This window comes from Alteromonas sp. RW2A1 (assembly GCF_001886475.1).
In the GTDB taxonomy this organism is placed as follows: domain Bacteria; phylum Pseudomonadota; class Gammaproteobacteria; order Enterobacterales; family Alteromonadaceae; genus Alteromonas; species Alteromonas hispanica.
The window spans coordinates 703,084-723,166 of the sequence record NZ_CP018031.1 but is presented as its reverse complement, the minus strand read 5'-3'; the positions used below and the strand labels follow the sequence as shown (position 1 = coordinate 723,166).

18 protein-coding genes and 1 riboswitch are annotated in these 20,083 nt (G+C 44.5%); of the genes, 10 read left to right on the top strand and 8 right to left on the bottom strand.

Going from position 1 to position 20,083, the window contains the following annotated elements; translation table 11 throughout:
• Nucleotides 1-4: 4 nt before the first annotated feature.
• On the bottom strand, nucleotides 5-1,054 hold the full coding sequence (locus tag BM528_RS03275; RefSeq protein WP_071978647.1) for an efflux RND transporter periplasmic adaptor subunit: 1,050 nt from the start codon (nucleotides 1,052-1,054) through the stop codon (nucleotides 5-7).
• Between the two features lie 315 nt (nucleotides 1,055-1,369).
• Between BM528_RS03275 and BM528_RS03265 the strand changes: the two genes are divergently transcribed.
• The 3 genes from BM528_RS03265 to BM528_RS03255 all read left to right on the top strand — a co-directional run bounded on the left by BM528_RS03265 (nucleotide 1,370) and on the right by BM528_RS03255 (nucleotide 4,193).
• On the top strand, nucleotides 1,370-1,804 hold the full coding sequence (locus BM528_RS03265) for an NUDIX hydrolase (RefSeq protein ID WP_232230564.1): 435 nt from the start codon (nucleotides 1,370-1,372) through the stop codon (nucleotides 1,802-1,804).
• Between the two features lie 256 nt (nucleotides 1,805-2,060).
• Nucleotides 2,061-2,828 (top strand): class II aldolase/adducin family protein, encoded by a 768-nt coding sequence (locus BM528_RS03260; protein WP_071978644.1) that lies wholly within the window; start codon nucleotides 2,061-2,063, stop codon nucleotides 2,826-2,828.
• Nucleotides 2,829-3,008: 180 nt separating this feature from the next.
• A complete protein-coding gene (locus BM528_RS03255) occupies nucleotides 3,009-4,193 on the top strand; it encodes a mandelate racemase/muconate lactonizing enzyme family protein (RefSeq protein ID WP_071978643.1) in 1,185 nt (394 codons plus the stop codon).
• Between the two features lie 89 nt (nucleotides 4,194-4,282).
• Here BM528_RS03255 and BM528_RS03250 read toward each other — a convergent pair whose 3' ends face one another.
• Together BM528_RS03250 and BM528_RS03245 are read right to left on the bottom strand one after the other, a co-directional pair.
• Nucleotides 4,283-5,161, bottom strand: coding sequence for an amidohydrolase family protein (locus BM528_RS03250; protein WP_083595356.1), 879 nt, complete (start codon nucleotides 5,159-5,161; stop codon nucleotides 4,283-4,285).
• A 56-nt stretch (nucleotides 5,162-5,217) separates the two neighbouring features.
• On the bottom strand, nucleotides 5,218-5,967 hold the full coding sequence (locus BM528_RS03245) for an SDR family NAD(P)-dependent oxidoreductase (protein ID WP_071978642.1): 750 nt from the start codon (nucleotides 5,965-5,967) through the stop codon (nucleotides 5,218-5,220).
• Nucleotides 5,968-6,158: 191 nt separating this feature from the next.
• On the opposite strand from BM528_RS03245, the gene BM528_RS03240 reads away from it, so the two are divergent.
• Nucleotides 6,159-7,919, top strand: coding sequence for an acyl-CoA dehydrogenase family protein (locus BM528_RS03240; RefSeq protein ID WP_071978641.1), 1,761 nt, complete (start codon nucleotides 6,159-6,161; stop codon nucleotides 7,917-7,919).
• Nucleotides 7,920-8,017: 98 nt separating this feature from the next.
• Here BM528_RS03240 and BM528_RS03235 read toward each other — a convergent pair whose 3' ends face one another.
• Nucleotides 8,018-8,491: a DUF3016 domain-containing protein gene (locus tag BM528_RS03235; RefSeq protein WP_071981129.1), complete on the bottom strand. Its 474-nt coding sequence runs from the start codon at nucleotides 8,489-8,491 to the stop codon at nucleotides 8,018-8,020.
• 126 nt (nucleotides 8,492-8,617) lie between these two features.
• A complete protein-coding gene (locus BM528_RS03230; RefSeq protein WP_232230563.1) occupies nucleotides 8,618-8,917 on the bottom strand; it encodes a hypothetical protein in 300 nt (99 codons plus the stop codon).
• A gap of 742 nt (nucleotides 8,918-9,659) precedes the next feature.
• Here BM528_RS03230 and ccoG point away from each other — a divergent pair.
• The 5 genes from ccoG to BM528_RS03205 all read left to right on the top strand — a co-directional run bounded on the left by ccoG (nucleotide 9,660) and on the right by BM528_RS03205 (nucleotide 16,097).
• A complete protein-coding gene (gene ccoG, locus BM528_RS03225) occupies nucleotides 9,660-11,090 on the top strand; it encodes a cytochrome c oxidase accessory protein CcoG (RefSeq protein WP_071978639.1) in 1,431 nt (476 codons plus the stop codon).
• Entirely contained in the window at nucleotides 11,087-12,073 is a 987-nt protein-coding gene (locus BM528_RS03220; protein ID WP_071978638.1) for a serine/threonine protein kinase, read from the top strand. The genes ccoG and BM528_RS03220 overlap by 4 nt, the downstream gene beginning before the upstream one ends.
• A gap of 102 nt (nucleotides 12,074-12,175) precedes the next feature.
• Nucleotides 12,176-12,492, top strand: a riboswitch (cobalamin riboswitch).
• 75 nt (nucleotides 12,493-12,567) lie between these two features.
• The gene (locus BM528_RS03215) at nucleotides 12,568-14,508 is read left to right on the top strand and encodes a TonB-dependent receptor plug domain-containing protein (protein WP_071978637.1); all 1,941 of its coding nucleotides are present in this window, start codon (nucleotides 12,568-12,570) and stop codon (nucleotides 14,506-14,508) included.
• 225 nt (nucleotides 14,509-14,733) lie between these two features.
• On the top strand, nucleotides 14,734-15,366 hold the full coding sequence (locus BM528_RS03210; RefSeq protein WP_071978636.1) for a thiol:disulfide interchange protein DsbA/DsbL: 633 nt from the start codon (nucleotides 14,734-14,736) through the stop codon (nucleotides 15,364-15,366).
• Nucleotides 15,367-15,494: 128 nt separating this feature from the next.
• Nucleotides 15,495-16,097, top strand: a complete 603-nt coding sequence (locus BM528_RS03205) for an HD domain-containing protein (RefSeq protein WP_071978635.1) — start codon at nucleotides 15,495-15,497, stop codon at nucleotides 16,095-16,097.
• A gap of 34 nt (nucleotides 16,098-16,131) precedes the next feature.
• Here BM528_RS03205 and BM528_RS03200 read toward each other — a convergent pair whose 3' ends face one another.
• Nucleotides 16,132-17,124, bottom strand: coding sequence for a glycosyl transferase family protein (locus BM528_RS03200; RefSeq protein ID WP_071978634.1), 993 nt, complete (start codon nucleotides 17,122-17,124; stop codon nucleotides 16,132-16,134).
• A gap of 203 nt (nucleotides 17,125-17,327) precedes the next feature.
• On the opposite strand from BM528_RS03200, the gene BM528_RS03195 reads away from it, so the two are divergent.
• Nucleotides 17,328-17,567, top strand: a complete 240-nt coding sequence (locus BM528_RS03195) for a hypothetical protein (protein WP_071978633.1) — start codon at nucleotides 17,328-17,330, stop codon at nucleotides 17,565-17,567.
• 64 nt (nucleotides 17,568-17,631) lie between these two features.
• Here the strand turns inward: BM528_RS03195 and BM528_RS03190 are convergent, their stop codons facing one another.
• A complete protein-coding gene (locus BM528_RS03190; RefSeq protein ID WP_071978632.1) occupies nucleotides 17,632-18,003 on the bottom strand; it encodes a VOC family protein in 372 nt (123 codons plus the stop codon).
• Between the two features lie 218 nt (nucleotides 18,004-18,221).
• Nucleotides 18,222-19,787, bottom strand: coding sequence for a SulP family inorganic anion transporter (locus BM528_RS03185; protein WP_071978631.1), 1,566 nt, complete (start codon nucleotides 19,785-19,787; stop codon nucleotides 18,222-18,224).
• Between the last annotated feature and the right edge of the window lie 296 nt (nucleotides 19,788-20,083).

Sequence of the window (20,083 nt, the reverse complement as noted above, 5' to 3'; positions counted from 1 at the left end):
CGCCCTATCGATTAAGTACGTTGACTGGAGATTGGTCACGCACACGCAGCGTACCTTCGGTAATAACTTCATCGCCTTCACTTACACCTTTGATTATCTGGACTATACCTGGCTTTCTCTCCCCAATAACCACTTCTGTTTGGTGCGCCACATCGTCTTTAACCACATAAACAAATTGCTTATCTTGTACGGGAACCAGTGCTTTTTCTGGAAGAACGAGGGTGTTTAAAACACGCTTTTCTACTGTAACGGTTAGCAGCATACCTGGGCGTAAACGGTTGTCTTTATTCTTTATGACTGCTCGCACATTAATGGCGCGGATCACGGGGTCTAATCTGGTGTCGACATTACTAATAACGCCTTCGAACTCTACGCCTGGATAAGCAATTGAAATTGCAGTTAACCGCTGGCCTGCTGCAACACTCGCTAAATGCGTTTCTGCAACACTAAAGTCAACTTTTACCACGCTGATGTCGTCTAGCGTAGTAATAGTATTTCCAGGCTGGATAAGTGAGCCTTTACTGATCATTCTATTGCCAAGCAAACCACTAAAAGGAGCGCGAACCTGCAAGTCGTCTAACTGTGCTTTTGCGATATCTAGCTGAGCTTCCAACGCTTTTACGCGGGCTTGTTGTTCGTCTAAAAGCTGCTCAGAGGTAGCATTGGTTTGGCGTAAATCAGCTATTCGGGTGAATTGTCTTTTTGCTTCAACAATATTGGCCTTGAGTTCTTCAACACGCGCGAGTTCTTCCGAGTTATTAAGCTGAACAAGTACTGTGCCTGCGTCAACTTTATCACCGTCTTCAAAGTTGATACTGGCTATCGTTTCTGTAACTTGGGCAGTGATGTTTACCGATTCGTTCGCCACCGCGGTACCTAGCGACTCTATGGTAATGGGCAATGCTTGTGTACTCGCCAATGCCGTTTTGACCGGCGTAGCCTTTGCTGCATTTTGTTGTTCAGCACTTTCTTCGGGTAAATTAAGATAGACAACAATGCCGGCCAGCAGGGCAACACCAATGAGTAGTGGAGATAAAGAAAATCGTGAAGACATAACCTTTCCTTTAGGTAAAATAACGCCTTGTGATAAAGTAGTTTGCGAAGTGGTTGCCAATTTTAGTAAAAAGCACTCTATTCACATTCGGCTACGCATCTCAAACACCTTCTCCAATATGCACCCTGGGCACGTTTTGGTGCAAGGCGCGAGCGGTGGTTTTGTGGCGCTATTACTTGTTTTTATTTTAATAAGGGTATTCTACCTTTTTCGATGACTTTCTATTTTCGCTTATCAGCTATTTTGGCACTTTTAACGCTTTTTGCCTGCTCGGACTCTACTCCTAGCCAACCCGCTTGTAGACAATCAACGCAATTGAGTACTGAAACTGCCCAACCGCAAAATAATACCGTCAACTCAAAAGCCGCAGCCTGCCTTGTGAAAATTCAAAATAAAGTGTTACTTATTAGGCATCGGCTAACCGGCAAACTTGATTTTCCTGGAGGTGGGGTCGATAAGGATGAATCTTTGTCTTGTGCCGCTCACAGAGAAACCTGGGAAGAAACCGGTTTTAATGTTTTTGTTCGCAAACACTTGCTCACAACCCGGCGGGGTCTCTCGGTATTTGCCTGCGACCTAGATGCAGGAGTTGGCGCTTTTCCCGATAATTTTTCACCACCGGCATGGGCTAAAATTGAGGTAACGGCTGTAGAAAAAGTTGACCCCTTTGTTATAGAACATAACGCAATGCGATTCCCAGACGATTTAGTTTCACTTAGAGATGGTTTTATTGCATTTACGCCACAGTAAACGGGCAAAAATCGGTATTAGCATATCTTTGCGCTGAATATATGTCAGCTGTATGTATCAAAACGGCCATATATGCTTGTGATTCAAAATCCAAAGAAGTTCTGGCTTTTGATAAATAGCCTGAACTGGTAATCTTTGCGGTACGGTTAAAGCGATTCTATGGCTGTGCCTTGTATTTGTAATTCACATTCGCTTTCAACGCCCTGCACTACTTTTTCTACCAAGTGCAGGGATAAGATTATCCAAGGAGTAAAGCGTGTTTTCACTACCGCCTCAAAGTCTTAAAAATTCTGTTTCAGAACAAGAATGGCAAACCCGAGTGGATCTTGCAGCCTGCTATCGCCTGGTAGCAGATATGCGCTGGGGCGACCTCATTTACACGCATATTTCAGCCAAAGTGCCGGGAACAGAACATTACTTGGTGAATGCGTTTGGTTTAGGCTTCGACGAGGTGACGGCTTCTAATCTCGTTAAAGTAGACCTAGACGGTAACATTCTCGATGATACACCTTATGGAATAAACCCTGCGGGCTTCACTATTCATAGCGCTATTCATGAAGTGCGTCACGATGCAAAATGCGTAATTCATTTGCATACATTGGCCACCATTTCAGTTGCCTCGGTGAAAGGTGGCTTAAAACCATGGAGCCAGTATTCTTTATTTTCTCTTCCATCGCTGTCCTATCACAAATATGAAGGACTGGCTGTTGATGCCCAAGAAAGAAAGCGTCTGCAAGAGGATTTAGGCGATACTAACCATATGTTATTGCCCAATCATGGCGGCCTTACTCTAGGCCCCACCGTAGGTGACGCGTTTATGCGATTTTATGATTTACAAAGAGCATGTGAAATTCAACTTGCGCTGATGCAGTCTAATGAAGAAGTGATTGAGATCCCTCAACCCATTATCGACGGTATATATGAGCAAGCAAGCATTGTTCACAGCGGAGAGACGGGTGGCCAAAAAGCATGGCCAGCGATGCTTAGAAAAGCCTATAAATTAGATCCAAGCTTCTGTGAATAATGCGTCTTTGTGATTACAAGGCTATTTCTCATCACAAAAAGCTACCTTGTTATCACAAAATAACAGGCAGGGAAAAGGCGAGGCAGTTAAAAAAGTACGAGTTGGCGCTCTAACATTTAAGATAGGTTTCCGTAGGGAAATCCTCAAAATTGACTTAAAACACGGAATTGAACATAAACTATGAAAGTGACCAAAGTAGAAATATTCGACATTCAATGTCCAAAACGCCCTCAGTGGAACCCTGTATTTGTAAGAGTTTATACCGACGAAGGAATCACCGGTGTGGGTGAAGCGGGTCTTGCTTACGACTGGGGACACAGCGCTGCTGCACACATGGTAAAAGAAATTGCTGAGGCATTGCTCATTGGCTTTAATCCTTTTCAAACCGAACTATTATGGTCTCGCATGCTACGTGAAGGTTTCTGGGGATTAGGCGGCGGCCCTGTTTTTTATTCTGCAATGAGTGCCATAGATACCGCGCTTTGGGATATCAAAGGGAAAGCACTAGGCTTACCGGTATACGAACTACTAGGCGGAAAAACAAACGGCAAACTGCGTAGCTATGCCAGTCAGTTACAGTTTGACTGGGATAAGGAAGTTACAAAACTGAATGACCCTGCCGATTATGCTCGCGCGACAGAGAAAGCGCTTAAAGACGGCTACGATGCGGTTAAAGTCGACCCTATTGTTTATGACAAAGATGGCAACACCCATTTCGACAGAACTAAGTTGTTTACTAAGCCAGAACTCAAGCTATTTAGAGCTCGCCTGCAGGCAATGCGCGATGTTATGGGCGACGATGGCGATATTATCTTTGAGTGCCATAGCTTACTAGGCGCTTCTACCGCCATTCAGCTAGGTAGTATTGTAGAGGATATTGGTTGCTTGTATTACGAAGAGCCTGTGAACTACTTAAACTCAAAGCTTCACGATAAAGTTGCCAAGAACGTAAATGTGCCTATTGCTGGCGGTGAGCGTTTGTACCACCGCTGGGATGTTCGCCCTTATCTTGAAGATCAGTCTATTGACGTACTGCAACCAGATGTCGGTCTTTGTGGCGGCTTCACCGAAGCGAAAAAGGTGTGCGATTATGCTGACATTTACGATGTGCGTATTCAGGCCCATGTTTGTGGCGGCCCGGTAGCAACCGCTGCCAGCTTACATCTTGAGACCGCAATACCGAACTTTTTAATTCACGAGCATCACACCTACGCCATAAAAGAGTGGAATAGAGAGTTGTGTATTCAAGATCCTCAGCCAGTGAACGGATTCATTGAAGCACCAGACACGCCAGGGATCGGAATCGATTTGAATGATGAAGTTGTGTATCGCTCACCACATATGACGGTTACCGAGCTAAAATAGTTATTACCTTTAAAACAGGCATCTTAAAAGCGAAGTGGTACATTGCGTTGCCACTTTGCTTTCAATTCACCGGCTCTTATTAGCGCGTGTTATTCTTCAAAATCTTGCGGAGTAAATTTGTACCAGCGATAAGCATTGCTATATCGTAACTGCTCGGCTGTTTGGCGATCGAAGCGCTTTAATAACCTGTCGTAGCCACGAAGAAGCTCTGAATAAGGCATTCTTAAGTTACATAGCGGAAAATTACTTGCCAACATAAGCTTACTTAAAGGTACACTTTCGATAACATCACAAAGTACCCCATGCGCATACTGCCACGACCACTGTCTCTCCTGCATCTCCATACCAGAAAATTTAAATGCCAACTTGTTGTGCTGCCCAAGCTCTCGCAAATGATGCTGCCAATGTTTATAAGCCAGATTGGCTCTGCTAGAGGGCGCAATTCCAACATGATTTACCATAACTGTGAGGTGTGGAACTTGCTCAAGTACTTTAACTAATGCACTGACGCTTGCCGTGTCGGTTAAATCTAACTGAGCATCAAAAGAAAGCTGGTGCTGCGCCATGTATTTAAGTGTGTGTAAAGCTTTTGGCGAACGCAAAATGGTTTGTGCACCGTCATCGAGAATATGGCGTAACCCGACTACGGAGTGAAAGCGGACCAGCCTATTGATATCTGCTTGCGCTGAGTTTGCGGTTAAATGAATATTGGCAACGCTGCGAAATGGCCCTTTGCAGTACTGCTCTAAAAATTGTACTTCCCGCCAAGGATGATGGTTATCAAACCCAGCTTCTATATGCACAAACCCTGCGAGCAGGTTTCGGTTTCCTTCGTACAGGTGAGGCTCTAAGGTAGTTTGATTTATTACTGCCTTGTCGCTCCAGAACGGCGGGTTTTCAGGCTTTAGCCATGCATAATGTCCGTGGGCTAGTGCAAAAAGGTGGATGTGTGGATCAATCCATTTCATATCTTCTTCCCCTCTTTTCATACTCAGCCTCACAGCATTATGATGATTCATATTCACTACTGCGCTGTATAACCGCCATCAACCGCATACAGGCTGCCTGTAATAAAGGATGCTTTGTCACTGCATAAAAAATAGGTGAGTTCTGCAACATCCTCTGGCTGCCCAAGCCTACCTAATGGCTGTGCTGACGCTTCTTCAGCAACCACTTCCTCTTTATTTGCACCAGATTTCGCCACATAGTTATCGATAGCGTTATGAAACAGAGGCGTTTCCACCGTACCTGGGCACACAGCATTCACACGTATTTTACATGATGCGTAATCAAGCGCCGTTGTTTTAGCCATAGACGCTAATGCAGATTTTGTTAAGCCATACGCGAAAGAGTTTTGCTTACCTACAAAGGATTGATCTGACCCCATTACCACAATAGCGCCAGATTGCTGCAACTTCATCACCGGCAATGTGTATTTAATTGCGGCGTAAGCGCCTTTTATATTTAAATTAATCACGCTGTCTAGAAGGGCTTCATCGGTTTCTTCTATAGTGGCAGATACGTGCTTACCTGCATTACACACTAGTGAATCAATTCGTTCATATTTGCTGGCAACAGAAGATAACGCAGTTTCAACATCACTAACCTTGCTAACATCACAACTTACCCATTCACAATGAGCTGGCGTGATATCAAAAGGCCTGATGTCTAAATTGACCACGCGATAACCGTTTTCGGCAAAGGTTTTACATACCGCAAGGCCAATTCCCAAGCTGCCTCCCGTTACTACGCATACTGGACTATTATTACTCATACGCTTTTTACGCCTTAACTATGTCGCCTTATTTAGGGCGTTAGCATGCCAGTGAGATGGATAAATGCAAGAAAAAGCCAAGTGGTATAAATAATATTTATTATTAACTTTCGATTAACGGACTACTCTGACCACTTGTTTTATGGCTATAATAGCGAGATTAAAACACTTGTTTGAAAAAGGAGTCATCCATGCCTCTACACCACGCCCCTACCGCTGATTTTCAGTTTCTTTTAAAAGAATGGCTTGGACTTGATGCTCATTACCAAAAGCTAGGTATTAGCGATTTCGATAGTGACTTGGCGAATGAAATTATTTCCCAAGGCGCCAAATTTGCCTTGGACGTTATTGCTCCGCTTAACCGCGAAGGCGACGAAGAAGGCTGTAAACTTGAAAATGGCAAGGTCACTACCCCTAAAGGCTTTGCAGACGCTTACCAAGAGTATGTTGCGAATGGCTGGAACGCCATGCTTGGCTCTGCAGAATACGACGGTCAAGATTTACCTTACACAATGGCAGTGCCGGTGCATGAAATGCTAAACGCGGCCAACTTGAGCTGGCGCTTAACAACCATGCTTACCGAAAGTGCCACGCTGGCAGTAACAAAGCATGCGAGCAAAGAGTTAAAAGATAAGTATTTAGCCAAGCTAATTAGCGGTGAGTGGACAGGCACAATGAACCTCACCGAGCCTCACGCGGGAACCGACTTAAGCTTGTTAAGCACAAAGGCGCTTCCGCAAGAAGACGGTAGCTTTAAAATTACAGGTAATAAGATCTTTATTACCGGCGGCGACCACGACTGGAGCTCTAATGTCATTCACTTAGTACTGGCTCGCTTACCTGATGCACCAAAAGGTGTTAAAGGAATAAGCTTGTTTCTAGTACCTAAATTTTTGCCCGATGCCAGCAATGAGCCGGGCGAAGCGAATAGTCTTTCAGTGGGTAGCATTGAACACAAGATGGGGATTAAGGCTAGCCCAACATGTGTAATGAATTTTGACGGCGCCACCGGCTGGTTAGTTGGCGAGGAAAACAAAGGCTTGACATGTATGTTCACTATGATGAACGACGCACGATTCCAAGTTGGCCTGCAAGGGTTGGGGGCAGCTGAAGCATCGTACCAAGGTGCACTAACATATGCCCGCGAGCGCGTGCAGTCTCGTGCACCTCAAGGTATTCAAAACCCAGACGGCAAAGCCGACCCAATCGTGTTTCAGCCAGATGTGGCTCGAATGCTGTTAACACAGAAATCGCTTATTGAGGGCTGTCGTGCCCTGTCGCTTTTCTACGCTAAGTTTATGGACATTGAAAAGCACACCGACGGCGAAGAACAGAAAAACGCAGAGAATGTGCTTCAATACCTAACGCCTATCTGTAAAGCTTTCATGACTGATATGGGCCTTGAAACTACAAACCTTGGTGTTCAAATCTTTGGTGGCCATGGGTTTATACGCGAGTGGGGCATGGAGCAGCTTGTGCGCGATGTTCGTATTGCTATGCTTTATGAAGGAACAAACGGCATTCAAGCGCTCGACCTTATTGGACGTAAACTTACTCGCGACGGCGGACAAATGCTAGAGTCTACCTACAACGCGTTTAACGCACTCGTAGCAGACATCGAAAACGCAGAAGACAAAGGCCTAGCTCAAGGACTATTGGATGACTGGCGCGCCTCTTCTGCTGACTGTTTGGGCATGGATGCGACTACAGCTGCATCAGCGGCCTGTGACTTCCTTAACTACAGCGCTTACTCTCTACTTGGTGTGTTGTGGTACAGCATGGCAGATAAAGCCCAGCGCGGAGAGAATGCAGTACTTGCGGCATCAAAGGTAAAAACACGGGATTTTTATATGGAGCGTATTTTACCTCGTCGTGATGCTCACAAAGTAGCCTATACAGCAGGACCAGAAAGTACGTTAGCCGTCAGCGGTGATGAGTTCGATTATCTATAATCGCTGAACTAACTGTGCTTTAAATCAGTTTTTTGCACCAATAAAAAAGGCCGCGTTGTTTAGCTAAAGCAACGCGGCCTCTTTGTTTATGCTTTCTTTTACTTTTCTTTTTCTACAAACGTGTCGTCAAACCAGTCATCAAGCATGGCTTTTTCATAAAACAGATTTTCATTTCTATTATTGCGAGTATTGGTGTCCATGAACCCCATGTCTTTAAGGCTAAATTCCTCTTCGCTTTTAATTACTTCACCATCGCTATCGGTAAGTGAATAGCTAAACGTCATGCGTGGAATATCAACACGCTGTATCACGCGCACGTCTTGCCCCATGTTATTACCAAAGCCAACAAACTGACTGGGCCATACCTGCCCTGCCAAATCGATATTCGTCACTACCATTGTCAAAGTTTGTGATTCAGGTAACGTCGCAGCTAACTCCACGAGATGCGATTCCAATTCCTCAAGAGTGCGCTCGCGAAAACGAACACGAGACTCGTTTGATGGCCTAACGTCGGTATAAGACTTTGGTTCTTCCCATGTTATTTTTAATTCAGCCGCGTGAGCAGGCGTCATGGTGGTAAAAACTAAGGCGCTGCTGAACAGTGCTGAATAGATAAGGGTTGCTGAAATAGGTAACTTATTCACGTTTACTCTCCTCGTTAAGGTCTTCTCGCAAACGTTTTTCGGCCTGTTGTCGCTTTACTGTGGCTTTCTCATCAGAGAAGACTGCATGATGGTATGGCACAGCTGAGCACGTTTAGTTCCCGAAAAGTTGGGGTTTATGTCGTCTTTTTCACAGTATGTTGCGTAAAAACGTTTAACACTGTCTGTGGATACGGTTATTTGTTCGACATAGTTTTGTTGGTAAGGTTTTAATGGCTTTAGCTGCTGCAGTATATCGTTGCGCAAACCGCTCAACGCGCGCTGCTCTGGCAAAGTAGACATAGAAATAAACCAGTCGGAAACAGAATGCTGAATATCTTCAAATAAATACTGCACGAAAGGCGATCGTAAGATTAATACGAGCACAATAATTTCAGCAGTAATAATGAAAAAACGTAACATAATGTCTTACATAGCCTTTCTAAAATAACCGTAATTGAATAGCTAATATAATCGCCAGCCTGTTTAATCATTCCTTTAACGTGCGCTTATACATAGCAAAACATCTAGCTATATATAGGATTTGCGGCAAGCGTGGTTCATTGTATTCCGCTTTGATGTATGTAATTACATAGCTAAGTCTTGTTGAAATTTACGGCTAAAAAGCCACTAAAAGTTCAACTATTCGGTGATATTACACCATGTTCTCTACATTTAAGAACACTAATAGTAATACATCAGTATGGAAAACAACCATATGTATATGAAATTTATCTTAGCTTGCCCAGCAAGCATGCTCAGATGGCTGCTGATCATACTGCACCGCAATTCTCATTAAATAAGCCTCACTCATTAAACAAACTTATTAAGAAAACTTATTAAGAAAACTTTAATGCTATGCCCCACACAGCATATAGCTGTTTGGTATTTTACTAACTACGCTTTAGGGCGTGTTGACCCTATTTTTGACTTATTTTAACGAAGGCATATTTTTCAATGAACATTTCTGAACTTTCAGTATTGACTGAAAGTTCAAAAGGACCGATCATAATGAGTATTCTTGATCTACATTAATTATGACATTCTTCTTGCTGTTATACTGCTTATGTCACTTAAAGATGTTAGCTAAGGTTATTTTATGAATGAACAGATACCGGTTAAAAACGTAACACCGGTAAAGGTCCACAAGCCAAAAGGTGAAGGTCAGGGGAAGCGTCACGATTCCCGCAGTCGTATTTATGTGCGTGCTGTGAAAGGCCCTTTAGAATCGTTTCGTCGCTTTTTTGGGCTTATCTTTCTTGGCCTGTTTGCCATTATCCCTTGGCTTCAATACAACGGTCAACAAGCTGTCTTGCTCGATATTGGCGAACAGCGGTTTACCATATTCTCGTTAACTCTGTGGCCGCAAGACCTGACTCTGTTGGCCTATATTTTTATTGTGTCAGCCTTTGCTCTCTTCTTTGTTACTACCTTTGCTGGGCGGGTATGGTGCGGTTTTATGTGCCCGCAAACTACTTGGGTGTATATCTACACTTGGTTTGAAGAAAAATTTGAAGGCCCGCGCAACAAACGCATGAAGCTTGATGAAAGGCCGATGGATGCCGATAAGTTTATGCGTAAAACTGCTAAACACACTGCATGGGTTGTTGTTGCACTGTTAACCGCACTGACTTTTGTGGGATACTTTACGCCTATCGGCGCACTCTTTATCGACTTCTTCACTTTCAATGTAGGATTCTGGGCTGGCTTTTCAGTTATCTTTTTTGCTGTTTGTACCTACGGTAATGCGGGCTATATGCGAGAAATCATGTGTACCCATATTTGTCCGTATGCGCGCTTTCAGTCAGCGATGTTCGATAAAGATACCTTTACCGTATCTTACGATGCCACCCGAGGTGAAAAACGAGGCCCTCGCCCACGCAAACTCAGTCATGAAGACGTTAAACAGAAAGGGCTTGGCGACTGCATAGACTGCAACTTATGTGTACAAGTTTGTCCTACCGGTATCGATATTCGCAATGGTTTACAATACGAGTGCATTAACTGCGGTGCTTGCGTTGATGCATGTAACGGCGTTATGGAAAAGATGAATTACCCCAAAGGCTTAATTAGCTTTACCTCAGAACATGAGCTATCTGGTGGTAAAACGAATATTATTCGACCTAAGCTGGTGGGTTACTTTGTTGTACTCGTCATCATGATCGGACTTCTATTTGCCAATATCTACACCCGTAGTCCTGTTGAAGTTGATATTATTCGCGACAGAAACTCTCTATACCGCGAAACCAATGAAGGGCTTATTGAAAACGTATATACCATTAAGGTGTTGAACAAAACTCAACAGCGTCAAAGCTATACGGTTGAAATAAAAGGGCTACCCGATTATCAATATATTGGTAAACAAGAGTTTGAGGTAGAGGGTAGCGCGGTTTACTCAACACCGATATCGGTTGCAACAGACGCCTATAATCTGGAAGATACTGTCACTGACATATTCATCAGTGTTACTGTTACCGTAAATGGTGAGACGGTAACCGTTGATGAGCCAACTAAGTTTCTTTATCGATGACAGATTTCTCCTTCTCGGGCTTAAGCCCAGATACGATATTAGATGCCCTGGAAACCCAGGGCATTTTTCTTCAAAGCGGACTACTCGCGCTTAACAGTTATGAAAACAGGGTTTATCAGTTTATTGCTGAAGACGGCAAGCGCTACGTTGTGAAGTTTTACAGGCCAGGTCGCTGGACTGACGAACAAATTCAAGAAGAGCACAGTTTTGCTAAAGAGCTGGCTGACAATGAAATTCCCATTGTCGCCCCCATGGCACTAAATGAGAACACATTGCATCATCATAAAGTTGTTGATACCGACTACCGCTTTGCCCTTTTTCCCTCAGTGGGAGGCCGACAGTTTGAAAATGACAATTTAGATCAGCTGGAATGGATGGGGCGCTTTATCGGCCGAATACATCTAACAGCGCAGGCCACGCCATTCACTTCACGCCCCGCTATTGATGTAGAGAGCTATTTATTAGAGCCGCAAAAAATTCTTGAGCAGAGCGAGTTATTGCCAGAGGGTTTAAAAACCGCTTTTTTCGCTATTCTTAACCCTGTTATTGAAGCTACACAAAAAGCGTATAAAAACGTTTCTTCGCCTATACGTCTTCATGGTGATTGCCACCCGGGCAATATTTTATGGCGAGATGGACCTACTTTTGTCGATTTAGATGACTGCAGAATGGGGCCTGCCATCCAAGATTTGTGGATGATGCTAAGCGGCGACAGACAACAGCAGCTATTGCAACTTGACACATTAGTTGAAGCTTATGAAGAATTTCAGCCCTTCAATAAAGCAGAACTCTCGCTTATAGAGCCATTAAGAGCCATGCGAATGGTTCATTACATGGCATGGCTATCTCGCCGTTGGTCAGATCCGGCCTTTCCCCGCGCCTTTCCATGGTTTGCTGAAGATAAATATTGGGAAGGGCAAATATTAGCCTTGAAAGAACAAATGTCTGCACTTCAAGAGCCCCCGCTTAAGCTTGGAATGTAATCCCATAACGTGTTCACTAAAGGCTCTTTCTGCCGTTCCACGTCAGAATATAGCAGCTTGGAGTATATAAAGTCTTAAATAAAGGCTATATACTCCCCCCCGCGTAGGTGCCCATGAACCGGTGTCAGTTGGTTAACATCAACAAGATGCCAGTGATTGTGTTAAACGGGAAATCAGTGTGATGCTGATGCTGCCCCCGCAACGGTAATCTCAATACTCAACGAGTATGTCTTTTCAAACGCCACTGTCTATAACGTAAGTGCTATGCTTGCTGATTAGATGGGAAGGCAAAAGAGTTACAGCTCCTCAGATATTTTTTTATGCTAGTGATTTTATTAGTTTGATTAAAGATATTTGATTTCAATTATGTGAGCGACTAACGAGAGAGCCCGGATACCGGCCTGTGCTTCACGGCTTAGGTAATGCTTTGCATTGCCTCTCGCTTCCGCTAAATCATGTACTCGGGTGGAGTACATAAGAGATTATTTTTGATTATGGACGTATCTTTTACACACACTGCAATTACTAAAGCTGCAGCAAGCGCAGCGCTACTTGCTTTTATTTCTTCAACACCAACATTTGCACAATCTATTGCTGACGATATAGAAACACTGACTGTCACCGGCACCCGATTACCCATAGAACTGACCAAACTTCCAGCGGCAGTATCGGTTTTAACTGAAAGCGATATTAAAGCATCGGGAGCCCTGCAACTTACCGAACTTATTCGCGGGTTACCCGGTGTAAGCTTGTCTCAATCTGGTAGCCCAGGAGGCCTCACAGAAGTTAGGGTGCGAGGTAGCGAAACAAACCACTTATTAGTGCTAATAGATGGCGTTATTGCCAATGATATTGGTCAAGGAAGCCTAATTGACCTTGCGCATTTAACTGCCGCAAACGTGACTCGAATTGAGCTTTTAAAAGGCCCGCAAAGTGCCCGCTGGGGAAGTGGTGCTATTGGCGGCGTTTTAAGCATCACTACCAAAGCCGGGCAGACGCAGCAACCTTCGAAAAACGTAAGCATGTCGGCAAGTGCGGGTACGCAAAGCACTTATAAAGGCAGTGTTAACACTGCATCGCAGCATAATGACTTTGGCCTTAACGCCTACGCCGGCTACTTGCAAACAGACGGCGACAACATTTCTCGTGTCGGCAATGAAGACGATGGTTACAACAACCTTACAGCGGGACTTAATGTTAGTTTTGAAGCCTCTAGCGAACACTTACTTAACGCGTATCTTCGCGCGGTAGATTATCAGAACGACTACGATGCTACCGACTTCCTCAGCACCGGCCTGCCGGCAGATTCAGATAATGTCACACGAGGCTTTCAAGTTAGTTCAAAGCTTAAGTGGGAGTATCAGCCCCACGATTCGGATTACAACTCAGCGCTTACTGCACAGTATCGAAAGGATAAGAATGATAATACAGCATCAGGTGACGATGTTGGGGGAACTACGGGAGAACGCGTAGAATTCAATTGGACCCATTTTTACAGACTCGATAACTGGAACGTGGCGGCGGGGGCTGAATATTTACAGCGGTTATTTTCTCAGCGCGGTCCTGTGGTATTTGGCGACCCTAATCAAGCGCAGCGAGATAAAACGTACAGTGCATTTGGGGAAGCAAGCGGGAACCTTGGTGATAATGTATTCACTTCTGTAAGTGCTCGATTCGACAACAACAGTGAGTTTGACAATGCGTCAAGCTATCGCGCCGGATTGACTTGGCAAGTCCACAATAACGTCTCTGTTTTCACCAGTTACGGAAAGGCGGTTAAAACTCCCACTTTCACAGAGCGATTCGGATTTACGCCCGCCAGCTTTATCGGCAATGCTGACCTGATGCCTGAAAAAAGTGAAGAAATCGAGGTCGGTATCAAGACACGCTGGGAAACACTCTCGACACAGGTAAGCATATATAGCACCCAGCTTGAAGATGAAATAAACGGCTTCGTTTTCGACCCGGCCGCTGGCGCATTTACCGCGGATAACATTGACGGTGAAAGCCTACGAGACGGTGTAGACGCAGAGTTTAATTGGCGCGGGGAAATGGTGATTGTTACGGGCTCATACAGTTACCTTAATGCGCAGCAAGATGTTGATGCTGTAAATACAACTGAGCTTCGTCGCGCCCGTCATCAAGGAGCTTTAACGGTTTCCTCCGATTTTGGGCTTGATAAATTCAGTTTTTATACGAAATTGGCTTATACAGGGACGCGGTTTGATACATTCTTTCCGCCCTTCCCCGCACCTTCACAAACGCTTGCACTTTCGGCTTATACACTTACTAACGTTAATGTAAGCTACCGTATTAGTAATGAATGGCAGTTGTCATTGAAGGTGAATAACCTATTTGATACTGAATTCGAAGATATTATTGGGTATGTGGGTCAGGAACGTCGTGCTTTGGTAACCGTAAACTACACACCTTAACGAAGTACGTAGCTTAACTGTTGATATCGGCGCTTACACCACCTATTAGTAAGCGTCCTAAACTTCACTTTATGCTTGTTCATCAAGGGTTAAGTTTTAACTGATATTATTTCGTTGTATTTTTTCGCTTGCTGGTCGTTGAAACTAGGGCACGCTCTAGTTAACGCATAAAGCCTGTGATAATCTTTTGATAGTTTATATTTTTAATACAAAGGAACTTATTCCATGAAAAAGTTTGCAGTAATGTTTGTCATGGCAATGCTTTTGCCGTTAGCGGCTTGTGCTCAAGAGCCAGCCACAAAATGGAAAGAAGGTACGCATTATAAAGTCATTAATGATGAAGCCACTGATAAGCCAGTTATTACTGAATACTTCTCTTTTTGGTGTCCGCACTGCTTTCAATTTGAGCCAATTGTTGAACAAATAAAGCAAAAGAAAAGTGACGGTACTTCGTTTAACAAAGTACACGTGAACTTCATGCGTTTCACTGGCCCTGATGTTCAAGACGCGGCAACGAAAGCCATGCTTATTGGCCGAGCTATGAAACAAGAAAATGCAATGAATGGTGCTATTTTCAACTACATTCATAAGCAAAAAGCATCTATAACCAACTTGAAAGACTTGCGTAATATCTTTGTTGTAAACGGCGCCGACGGCGAAGAGTTCGACAAACTTGCAAAAAGCTTTGGTGTAAACAGCATGTTGCGTAAAAACCAGCAGCAAATCGACGAAAACCGCGAACACTTAACCGGCGTTCCAAGCTTTATTATCAATGGCAAGTATCAACCTACGTTCACATCTGACATGTCTTTTGATGATATTGCAGATTTGATTGTGTGGTTATCTGAACAGAAATAATTTTTCTTAATCGTTGTGCGGTATGTAAAACCGCGCAAGACGAAAGACAAAATGAGCGCCGTAACAGCGCTCATTTTTTTTATTGGCTTATGGTTTACTGAACCGGTTTTCACTAAATAAGAGACGTTATGACACCCGTAGATTCGTTTGCAGACTTTATCTGTGAACTTGACAAGTTGAAGGCGGTAAAACGGAAAATCACCCTACCTGCTGATAACAACCGAGAAGAAAACTCTGCCGAGCATAGCTGGCATGTGGCTCTAATGGCCTCGATGTTAAGCCAATATGCAGCAAAACCTATCGACATCCAGCGAGTGATACAAATGATCCTCATTCACGATGTGGTGGAAATAGATGCTGGCGATATGTTTGCCTTTAACACTCAGCAGGATCACGCGGCTCAGGCTGAAAAAGAAATGGCAGCGGCAAAACGGATATTTGGCCTTCTTCCCCCACCGTTTGATGAAACTATGCTGCAGCTGTGGCTAGAATTTGAAGACGCAGCTACGCCAGACGCTGAGTTTGCGAAGGCTATGGATAGGGTGCTCCCCGTGTTTCAAAATATGAATGCCAAAGGTGGCAGCTGGGCAACCCATAAGATCTCGCGTCAGCAAATAGAAAAGCGCAATGCTCACCTGAAAACCTGTGCACCTGCCCTCTGGAATTATGTCAATCAGCAACTGGACATCGCCGTCGAAAATGCGTGGCTGGTTGACTCAACTACACGTTAATTTTAAAAGACGTGTTCCAATGCATGCTGTTGCTTTAAACACTAAACGGCAGGTTGGCTTTATCACGCTCATGCCAAAGTATGTTGGCTTGCTCAATGGCATCTTTTACCTCAATGCTGCGGAGCAAAACTAAGTAGCTTGCCAATGAGCTAACAATAGCTTGCTCTCCATAATCACTGTTTGCCTTGCCATGCCACACGTCTAGCATATCGCTAACTGCCATGGTTTTGTCTTTTAGCGCCCAGCGCTTAGCGATAACGGGCAACTGATATTCTTCCGTTTTACCATTTCGAGTAACAAACAACTCTGTTTCACGCTCGCCATTGACTTCAGGGTCGCCGCCATCACCGCGAAAGCACAGGGCATCTATGTTCTCGTAATTTTCGTTCACCCTACAATGTTTGTGATCGAGGTGCATATGGTAAACCCCTTGAACACAGAATTTGGCGCCAGTGGGATTTAACAAGCGGGCCAGTGTGTTCGCGCAAGAGCGTAACCCAAACACCTCTCGCAACTTAATAATACTGTTAAGAGCAGGCAGCAGATATGATAAGTCTAAATAGGTCGCTCCCTGTGCATCGAGTTGCTGTTTTGCCTGGCTGATACTGTGTACCTCAGGCAAGCCTAGTAAGGGTAACGCTGCACTGGCATACAAACGGCCTGAACCAGGTTCATGAGCACCGTGCAGCATTACTCGCATTCCATTTTTAACAAGCACTGCAACGGCAAGTAAATACCACGGGAGCTGACGGCGTTTTCCAGCGTAACAGCCAATATCTAGCACTGGAGCCAGAGTTTTTACTTCAGGCTCGATAAGCTCTCTGCACGCATCCACAAAGCCAATGACTTCTTCAGGCGTTTCTTCCCGAGTACGCAGTAACATTAAAAAAGCGCCGCGCTGATCGCCGGTGACTTTATCTGCAAGCACCATTTTCATGGCGTGATACGCCTCTTCGCGAGTAAGGCTTCGACCGCCCCGCTGGCCTTTTCCAATAATTTTAATGTAGTCACTAAAAGGTAGCTGCATGGTGTTTTAATTGAATCTCGATAGCGTACACAGTGAAAAGAGAATATCATTTTTTGCCCTTAATAAACCAATTTTAGCCTCTGACAACAATCTGTATAACCTCCAAACACCGTTATCTGTCTGTGGACGAATTACTATAAATAGCTTTAGCAAAATATATTTCCGCCGATACAGCTATATTACCGGCATAAAGGGCGTTAGACATGAACTACAAAAGATATTTTGACGGAAAGCAGCGCTTGACCAAGCAAGCTTTGGTAAACCTAAACACATTGAGCGCTATGTTTAGAGGCCGCTCTTTTGACTTAGAAGCGGTGAATGAATACAACCGCTGGACAAACCGATTCAACCGAGCCACTACTCGAGCGGAGCAAGAGCGGGCCCTCGATGAAAGGCAGCGCTTCATGTTAAAAGTCATACATGCGCCACGACAGGCAGCATAAGCTTACCTGTGCTGTGTCTCACCAGTGCTTTAAGCGCAATTTGAGCGTTTAACGGTACGCCCACCTAACCGAAAAAGTTAAAGCAAATCTTGTTGCCGTCAAAGTCTCTTACATAAGCAGCATAAAACTTTCCTGGTACTCGTTGTCCTGGCGCGCCGTCGCATGTTGCACCAAGAGACAATGCTTTTTCATGCATTCTGTCTACTTTTTGCTTATTTCCAGGTGCGATAGAGAACATGTTGCCGTTTCCTGGTGACGGCTCTTTCTCATCCCATGGAATACACACTGCAACCATGGGCTCTTTCATCGATTTGCCGATGTATTTAATTCTATCCATATTTACCAGACGCTTAACGCCAAAATCTTCCAGCAAAGATTCATAGAATGACGCTGACTTTTCAATATCGCTCACGCCTAGCGTAATGTAATTAATCATAAAACCTTCCTTAACAAAAAAGTAATTAGTGATATGAGCTACGGCGGCAAAATGGATATTGTTCAGTGAGGAATATTTAATAAAAAACCGCACGCGTTTGCACGGGTGCGGTTTTGTGTTTTTCACTTAGCTCTTATATGTCTCTGATGTGTCTCTTGCGTCAACATCAGCGCCAGCGAATGCCTTTGTGCAATTAATCAAATATGTTGATAAGAACCTTAGGCTAGCTTGTCTGTCGCAACGCGATAACGAGGGTCTTCGTTCACGTTAATCTCTACAAACTTATCGGCCTTGCGCAACAAGCTTCTGCACTCGTCACTGATATGACGTATATGAAGCTTTTTACCTTGTTCAAGATACTTGTCTGCAAGAGTGTCTAGCGCGTCGATACCCGATGAATCCCAGATACGAGACTCTTTGAAATCGATAACCACATCTTCCGGGTCGTTTGCGATATCAAATAAGTCTTTAAAGTGAGTGACCGAGCCAAAGAAAAGCGGCCCCTCTAACTCGTAAACCTTCCAGTCGTCGCCATCAATATGTGTTTTCACCGCAATGTGACGGGCGTGCTTCCAAGCAAATACTAAGGCAGATACGATAACACCTACCACTACCGCAATGGCCAAGTCGGCTATCACCGTCACGCCGGTAACTAAGAAAAGCACAAATGCATCTTCTTTGTTAACACCACGTACAATGCGGAACGATGCCCATTCGAAGGTAGCAATAACTACCACAAACATAACACCTACAAGAGCTGCCAATGGAATCATTTCAATAAGCGGCGCTGCAAATAGAATAAATCCAAGAAGCACTAATGCTGCGCTTATTCCGGATAAACGACCGCGGCCGCCAGAATTAATGTTAATCATGCTTTGACCAATCATGGCGCAACCGCCCATGCCGCCAAAGAAACCGTTAACGGTGTTAGCAACGCCTTGCCCGACACACTCTTTATTGCCGCGGCCACGGGTATCGGTCATTTCGTCAATAAGCGATAGAGTAAGCAGTGATTCGATAAGACCAACCAAGCATAAAATGATAGACGTTGGCAGCACAATCATTACCGTTTCCCAAGTGAAAGGCACCATTGGAATAGCAAAGGTTGGCAACTCGCCCGCCAAGGTGGCACTGTCTTTTTGATCAGCCGGTAGTAAGTCTCTTACGAAGTCAATAACCGTACGCGCTTCTAAATCTAAACCGTGCACTAAAGCGGTGACCGTTACAATAGCCACCAAAGACGCAGGTACGGCCTTGGTAAGCTTTGGCAGCAAATAAATAATCGCCATGGTGAGGCCTACAAGACCCAACATCCAGTACAGCATTGAACCCTGCATCCACTGCAGCTCGCCAAGTGAGTTAACCACTTTAAACTGTCCAAGTTGAGCTAGGAAAATAACGATAGCAAGCCCGTTCACAAAGCCCAGCATCACCGGATAAGGCACCAAGCGTATAAACTTACCGAGCTTAAACACGCCGCAGAGTATTTGCAGCAGCCCTGCTAGGATAACGGCTGCAAAAAGGTATTGCACACCATGCTGCGCAACAAGTGCAACCATAACAACGGCCATAGCCCCGGTTGCACCTGAAATCATACCTGGTCTACCGCCAATGGCAGAGGTAATCAGCCCCATCATAAATGCAGCGTATAGACCAATCATAGGCTCTACACCGGCAACAAAGGCAAAGGCTACCGCTTCGGGGACGAGCGCTAAGGCAACGGTTATACCCGAAAGCACGTCATTTTTTACGTTGCTATCTTTACTGGTTATTAAATCGAACATGTTCTCTCAGAGTGTAAGACGTTTAAAACACAACCCCTTGTAACTGCACTTGTGTGTACACCTAAGGGCTTGCTGGAAATTTGCTGGCGATTCTATCACCATTGTAGCTTAAAATCTTTTAATAGAATGTTAACCGTACTGCTCCCTCTTTCGAGCTTTCTCTTCTAGTCAATTGCTTATACCTTAGCCAGCGTAGTGAACTATTTGCCTAACTTGCTGACAAAACATCGCGAACATGGCATCGTGTAATAGGCGCACTGATTGGCACAGACGCGTCAATAACATTTGAATTCTCA